Source organism: Streptomyces sp. NPDC031132, from assembly GCF_055570595.1.
Genome location: NZ_JBVIGX010000065.1, coordinates 11,114 through 17,900, shown reverse-complemented (window position 1 = coordinate 17,900; position 6,787 = coordinate 11,114). Strand labels below are relative to the sequence as shown.

At 70.7% G+C, this 6,787-nt stretch carries 7 protein-coding genes; 4 read left to right on the top strand and 3 right to left on the bottom strand.

Translation table 11 applies throughout. From position 1 onward, the window contains the following. The first annotated feature begins 262 nt into the window (after positions 1-262). Positions 263-715 carry a hypothetical protein gene (locus tag ACZ49B_RS38160; RefSeq protein ID WP_468315661.1) on the top strand — a complete coding sequence of 151 codons (453 nt, stop codon included), beginning with the start codon at positions 263-265 and terminating at the stop codon, positions 713-715. A 21-nt stretch (positions 716-736) separates the two neighbouring features. Here the strand turns inward: ACZ49B_RS38160 and ACZ49B_RS38155 are convergent, their stop codons facing one another. Both ACZ49B_RS38155 and ACZ49B_RS38150 read right to left on the bottom strand, forming a co-directional pair. Next, positions 737-1,552 (bottom strand): class I SAM-dependent methyltransferase, encoded by an 816-nt coding sequence (locus ACZ49B_RS38155; protein WP_468315658.1) that lies wholly within the window; start codon positions 1,550-1,552, stop codon positions 737-739. A gap of 68 nt (positions 1,553-1,620) precedes the next feature. After that, complete coding sequence (locus ACZ49B_RS38150) at positions 1,621-2,229, bottom strand: type 1 glutamine amidotransferase family protein (protein WP_468315655.1); 609 nt, start codon at positions 2,227-2,229, stop codon at positions 1,621-1,623. A gap of 225 nt (positions 2,230-2,454) precedes the next feature. On the opposite strand from ACZ49B_RS38150, the gene ACZ49B_RS38145 reads away from it, so the two are divergent. Further along, positions 2,455-4,272 carry an ABC transporter ATP-binding protein gene (locus ACZ49B_RS38145; RefSeq protein WP_468315652.1) on the top strand — a complete coding sequence of 606 codons (1,818 nt, stop codon included), beginning with the start codon at positions 2,455-2,457 and terminating at the stop codon, positions 4,270-4,272. A 162-nt stretch (positions 4,273-4,434) separates the two neighbouring features. Next, positions 4,435-5,397, top strand: a complete 963-nt coding sequence (locus ACZ49B_RS38140) for an IS481 family transposase (RefSeq protein ID WP_468315649.1) — start codon at positions 4,435-4,437, stop codon at positions 5,395-5,397. 187 nt (positions 5,398-5,584) lie between these two features. On the opposite strand, the gene ACZ49B_RS38135 is transcribed toward ACZ49B_RS38140, so the two are convergent. Continuing rightward, positions 5,585-6,019: a VOC family protein gene (locus ACZ49B_RS38135; RefSeq protein ID WP_468315648.1), complete on the bottom strand. Its 435-nt coding sequence runs from the start codon at positions 6,017-6,019 to the stop codon at positions 5,585-5,587. Positions 6,020-6,275: 256 nt separating this feature from the next. Between ACZ49B_RS38135 and ACZ49B_RS38130 the strand changes: the two genes are divergently transcribed. Beyond that, positions 6,276-6,698: a hypothetical protein gene (locus tag ACZ49B_RS38130; RefSeq protein WP_468315647.1), complete on the top strand. Its 423-nt coding sequence runs from the start codon at positions 6,276-6,278 to the stop codon at positions 6,696-6,698. Positions 6,699-6,787 lie beyond the last annotated feature (89 nt).

The window sequence follows — 6,787 nt, the reverse complement described above, 5'->3', positions numbered from 1 at the left end:
GGCCAAGCTCGGCAAGTGACAACCAACAACCCCACACCCCACCCCCACACCGCAGACGCCGGAGAGGCCCACAGCCCCTCCGGCATCCGCATGCCGCATGCCGCATGCCGCATGCCGTACGCCACACTCCGCACGCCGCACTCCGACAGCCCTGGCCGGCACATGACAGCTGTCATATCGCAGACGTGACCCGGGGCCCTGCCCCCCGAGGCCCTCCCCCGGACAAACTGATGATCACCACACCGACCACGGGGGCAGCGAAGTGAACATCCTGAAGAAAAAGTCCGCACCGGCCGAAGCGATCGACACCACCACACTGACGCCCGCCGACTACCGGCTTCCGGTCTGGTTCTTCGGCTTCGAAGGCGTGCTCGCGGCCGCCTTCGACATCCTCAAGGCCTTCCCCTCGGCATGGCCCGTGCTGCTGGTGCTGCTCGCCGTGAACATCACCGTCTCGCTGACGATGATGCGCAGGCGGATCAAACTCGCCAAGGCGTTGTGGCGCGGCAAGGAGACCCGCAAGCTCGCCTTGGCCCTCATCGCCCTCCGGATCGGCAGCCACTTCGCCTTGAACGCCGTGGGCATGACCGTCACCTCGGCCTTCGGCCACGTACTCTTCGCCGTCGCCATGGCCGCAGCGACGATCGGCCTGCTCGCCTACTCCCAGCAGACCGCCATCCGCGCCCTCACCACCACCGCCGGCCCGGCGATCTGACCCGGCCGTCGTCCCGCCGGGTCACGGCGCGGGGTGCGGGAGGCCCGTTCGGATCCCGCGCCGTACGCGGAGCAGGTCCGGCGGCAGCTCGCCCTCGAGGGCGAGGCCCGCGTCCGCGAGCTCCGCGCCGAGCGCCTGCCGGGTCAACGGCCAGAGCAGGAAGGACTCCTGCGCCCGGCGCAGGACCCGGCCCTGACGGCACACCAGGTAGGCGTAGTCGCAGCGGATCCGGTCGCCCTCGGCACGGGCGGTGACCTGTCCCCGGTAGGTGTCGAGGCCCAGCTGTACCTCGCCCAGGGAGCGCCTGGTCGGACGGGCGGGCAGCCGGGCCGGCGGGCGGTCGAGGAAGAGCAGGCCGCCCGGTACCAGCAGATCGGCCAGGGCTCCCCACAGTGCGCGCCGCTCGTCCGGAGGCAGGCAGGAGGCCATCCGCAGGCAGACCGCCAGATCGGCCTGCCCGCTGAGCGACAGCTCGACGGCGGAACAGGAGTGCACGGTCACCCGGTCCGCGACGGAGCCCCCGGCGGGCGGATGCAGCCGGGACAGCAGGACGGCGCGCATCGCCGCCGCCGGCTCGACGGCGTGGACCGGCACGCACGAAGCGCCGATCAGTACGTCGGTGACCAGCCCGGTCCCCGCTCCGACCTCGACGACCCCCACGCGCGCCGCGGCCGCCGGCCCGGCCAGCGCCAGTGCGTGCCGGTGGTACGACCGGGCGTGCAGCAGATCGTAGAACTCGGCCGACACGGCGTACGCCTGCCCGCGCGCCCCGCTGTCCGGGCGGGCCTCCGGAAGTTCCGCGTACGAGGCCCGTCGCGTGTCCACCCGTCTGTCCATCGAGCCATCATCGCCGCACGAACGCCGTCCTACGACCCAGGATTCGGCCACCACCGGGGTGTCCGGAGTCAGCGCAGGGCGGGCTCTCCCGCCCGGACGGCGCCCATCACGCGCTCGACGGTCTCCTGCTGCTCGCCGACCGGGGCCGCGTAGCCGATGGAGCCCCGCGCGGCGTCCTCGCCGAGCGCCCGGGTCATCACCCATGCGGCGAGGTACTGCGAAGCCAGGCAGCCGCCGGCCGTTGCGATGTTGCCCTCGGCGTGGAACGGCGCGTCCAGCACGGTGACGCCGAAGTCCTCCACGAACGGGCGGCTCGTCATGTCCGCGCAGACCGGCATGCCGCCCAGCAGCCCGAGCCGCGCGAGCACCAGCGCGCCGGAGCACTGCGAACCGATCAGCTGTCGGGCGGGGTCCAGGGGCAGCATGGCGAGCAGCCGGTCATCGGCGATCACGTCGCGGGTCTTCACCCCGCTCCCGATCAGGACGACGTCGGCCTCGGGGATGAACTCCATCGGGCGCTGCCCGCTCACCTCGACGCCGTTCATCGAGGTGACCACGGGCGTCGGTGTGGTGATGAAGGCCTCCAGGCCGTCCTTGCGGCAGCGGTTGATCAGCGCGGAGGCGATGAAACTGTCGAGCTCGTTGAATCCGTCGAAGGTGACCACGGCTACCTGCATCGGAACTCCTCGGTTGCGGCGTCGGAGGCCCAGTCTTCCACCGGCCACGCGGTCACCCCCGGGCCAATCGGCGCCAAGTGGCCTGCGCCTCACGGGTCATCGCGCGGCCACGGTCCCGTGCCGCGGAGAAATCCGGGCGTCACCCACACGGAAAACGCTTGGACGGCGCAGACGCGCGCGCGGGACACTGCGAATTCCGTTCTGACACGAGATCACAGGGTTGCGATGGAATCGTCTGCATCACGAGCGGTACTGCCACGCAAGGGCCCCGTGGTCCTCGCACTTCGTTACTACGGACGGGAGTTGGTGCGGCTGCGCCGGCTGACGGCGCCCGCGATGCTGATGCCGGCCCTGGGCAACATCGGCATCAACTACATCGCCCCGCTGGTCGTCGCGAAGCTCGTCGGCCACATCGCCGACGACTCCACCGCCCCCGCCCTCGGCGCGATGCTCCCGTACGTCCTCGGATTCGCCGGAGTCCTTCTGCTCTCCGAGGCGGCGTGGCGCGTCGGCCTGCACTGCCTGAACCGCCTCGACGCCCTCGGCATCGAGCGTCTGTACGTGATCGGCATGGACGAGCTGTTCACGAAGGACGCCGCGTTCTTCCACGACAACTTCGCCGGATCACTGACCAAGCGGGTCCTGAGCTTCGCCACCCGCTTCGAGGAGTTCGTCGACACGCTGACCTTCTCGGTCGTGGGCCGGTTCGTACCGCTCCTGTTCGGGTCGGTGGTGCTCTGGCACTACGAACCGCTGCTCGTCGTGGCGCTCCTGGTCATGATCACGGTGACGGGGGTGTGCGTACTGCCCCTCGTACGGCGCCGCCAGGCGCTCGTCAACCGCCGAGAGGAGGCGATCGCCCGGGTGTCGGGGCACATCTCCGACAGCTTGATGAACATGGACACGGTCCGCGCTTTCGCCGCGGAGGAGCGCGAGGCCGCCGAGCACCGGTCCCGCGTGGCGCGCTCGCGGGGGCTCATGCTGCGGTCCTGGGACTACGGCAACCTGCGCATCGACACCCTCGTCGCGCCGATGTCCGTGGTGACCAACGCGCTGGGCCTGTTGCTCGCCGTCACCATCGCCGGGGAAGGCCGCGGGGTGGAGGCGGTCGTGGTCGCGTTCACGTACTACTCCAACGCCACGCGCATCATGTTCGAGTTCAACCAGATCTACCGTCGCCTGGAGAGCTCCATGACCGAGGCCGCGCAGTTCACGGCGCTGCTGCTGACTCCGCCGACCGTACTCGACCCGCAGTCGCCGGAGCCGGCACCGTCACCGACCCGGGCCGCCGACGTGCGATTCGAGAAGGTGACCTTCGCGCACGCGGGCGCACAGCCGCTCTTCGAGGGGCTGGACCTGGCCGTGCCCGGCGGAGCCAAGATCGGGCTCGTGGGCCGGTCCGGCGGCGGCAAGACCACGCTGACCAGGCTGCTGCTGCGGATGACGGACATCGACGGGGGCCGGATCCTGATCGGGGGCCAGGACATCAGCAGGCTGCGCCAACGCGACCTGCGCGGCCTGATGGCGTACGTGCCTCAGGACCCGGCGATGTTCCACCGCACCCTGCGGGAGAACATCGCGTTCGCCCGGCCCGACGCCACCGAGGCCGAGATCCGCCGCGCGGCCGAGGCGGCGCACGTCACGGAGTTCGCCGATGCGCTGCCGGACGGCCTCGACACGATGGTCGGCGAGCGTGGCGTCAAGCTCTCCGGCGGGCAGCGCCAGCGGGTCGCGCTGGCCAGGGCGATCCTGCGCGACGCGCCGATCCTGCTGCTCGACGAGGCGACCAGCGCCCTGGACTCCGAGAGCGAGATCCTCGTCCAGGAGGCGTTGTGGCGGCTCATGGAAGGGCGGACCGCCCTCGTGGTGGCGCACCGGCTGAGCACGGTGGCCCACATGGACCGGCTCGTCGTCCTCGACCACGGCCGCATCGTCGAGCAGGGGACGCACCAGGAGCTGCTCGCCACGGAGGGTGCCTACGCCAGGCTGTGGCAGCACCAGTCGGGCGGCTTCCTCGACGGCAGCCCCGCACGCTCTTCCTGAAGGAGTCCAGGGCTCAGCCGCCCGGCGGGAGCAAGGTGGAGGCCACGGCCTAGGTGTGTTGTCCCGGGACGTTGGTGACACGCGTGCTGGGTGCTTGAAATGGGTGAGGGCCTTCTGGCTCGGTGGGGATTGCGACATCTCAAACGACTTCAGGAGGCCCTCGTGGTCCACCGTAATGCCCCGCTGACCGAGACCGGACGACTTCGCCTGGCCCGGTGCGTCGTGGATGACGGATGGCCCGTGCGTCGGGCGGCCGAGCGTTTCCAGGTCAGCCACACCACCGCCGCCCGCTGGGCCGGCCGCTACCGACAGCTGGGCGTCGCCGGAATGAGTGACCGCTCCAGCCGCCCCCACCACCAGCCCCGAAGGACGGCAGCCGAGGTCGAGAGGGAAGTGCTCCGCCTCCGGCGGGAACACCGGATCGGTCCGCTGCGGCTGGCGGTACGCTGCCGTATCGCGGCCTCGACCGCCCACCGCATCCTGGTCCGCAACGGCCAGCCGCCCCTGGCCGCCCTGGACCGGGCCACCGGCGAACCGGTCCGCCGCTACGAACGGGACCGCCCGGGCGAGCTGGTCCACATCGACGTCAAGAAGCTGGGCCGGATCCCCGACGGCGGCGGCCACAAAGTCCTCGGCCGGGCGGCCGGCTCCCCGAACAAAGACCGCCGCAACGGCGCCGGATACGTCTACCTCCACACCGCCCTGGACGACCACTCCCGCCTGGCCTACACCGAAGACCTGCCCGACGAGACCGCACCGACCTGCGCCGCCTTCCTGGCCCGGGCGACCGCCTGGTTCGCGTCCCTGGGCATCACGGTCGAGCGGGTCCTGACCGACAACGCCTGGGCCTACAGCAAGAACACCTGGCGCCAGACCTGCCGCGACCTGGAGATCCAACCCCGCTGGACCAGGCCCTGGCGGCCTCAGACCAACGGCAAGGTCGAACGCTTCCACCGCACCCTGCTCGAGGAATGGGCCTACCAGCGGCCGTACACCTCAGACCGTGAACGGATGGAAGCGTTTCCCGACTGGCTTCACTGGTACAACTACCACCGACCCCACACCGGGATCGCAGGCCACACACCCGCCAGCCGCGGCACCAACCTCTCCGGACAACACACCTAGGGGGCGTCTTGCCGATCAGGCCGGGCTCGCGGCGTCCGGCAACGCGCGCTCGCCGCGTTCTCGTCACTCGCCGACGTCCCCCAGCTACCGCTGGGAGGTGCCCCCACCGCGTCGACTCCCTCCTCGGCCTTGCGATCGCACGCACCGGACGCCGCTCCCTGATCCGGCCTGATCGGCAAGACACCCCCTAGAGGGAGCCGAAGTCCGGGATGGTCAGCGAGCCGTCCTCGGCCAGGGGGAAGCCCGGGTTGTGGGCGATCTCCCACAGGTATCCGTCGGGGTCGGCGAAGCACCCCGCGTAGCCGCCGTAGGCCGTTGCCCGAGCCGGCTTGGTCACGGTGGCTCCGGCCTGTTGTGCGGCCGCGAGGAGCACGTCGACATCCTTCGGGGAGCGCAGGTTGTGGGCCAGGACGATGCCGCCGAAGCCGGTCCCGCGAGCGCTGTCGAGGCCGGAGTCCAGTGCGAGCTCGTCGCGGCCCCACAGGACGAGCCCGAGGCCGCCTGCCTGGAAGAAGACGGTCTCCTCGACCTCCTGCCCCCGCCAGCCCAGGCTCTCGTAGAAGGCCCGGGAGCGCCCGAGGTCGGCAACGCCAAGGGTGATCAGACTGACGCGTTGTTCCATGATCGGAAGCTAGCACGCGCTCCTGCGCATTCCCGGGCTGCCGGGCTGCCACGCCCGCGCCGGCCAGGCTTTTACCAAGATCGCTTCTCGGCGTCAAGCCACGTATTCGAGGGGCGTGACGCACGTTCCCCCGTCGGGTTTATTTGAAGTACGCCCTCCCCGGGGGAAACCCCGGAGGACAAAGGGCCGGAACACATCCCCGGTCTTTCTGCGGGGCGGAATACAAATCCCTTTTTACACCGAATGGAGAATTACCATGTTCGAGCTCTTCACGACCCGTCGTATCGTTCTGGCCGGAGCTTCCCTGGCGCTGGTCGGTGGTGGCATCGCCCTCCCCGCGACCGCCATGGCCGCGCCCACCGCCGCCCCGCAGCAGGCCATCACCCTCCCCCAGGACAGCGCCGACGGAATCGGTACCGGCGGCGATGCCAACGCCGAGAACACGACGGTCGGCGGCGAGGCCACCGGCGGCAGCGCCAGCACCGGCGTCGGCAACTGCGAGGGCGGGTGCGAGGTCAAGACCGGCAACGCCACCGGCGGCAACGCCAGCGCCGACGCCGTCAACACCGGCGACGCCACCGCCGTAGGCGGCGACGGCACCGGCACGGGCGGCCAGGTGAACAAGCAGAACATCAAGCTGAAGCTGAAGGAAGACCTGAAGCAGAAGCTCGGCAAGTGAGGGCGGATGATCGCCCCCACCCCCGCGGGGGGCGGGGGGGGGGAAAGGCCGCCCTGGGGGCGGCCGCCGTCGCCCCAGGGGGGGGTCTC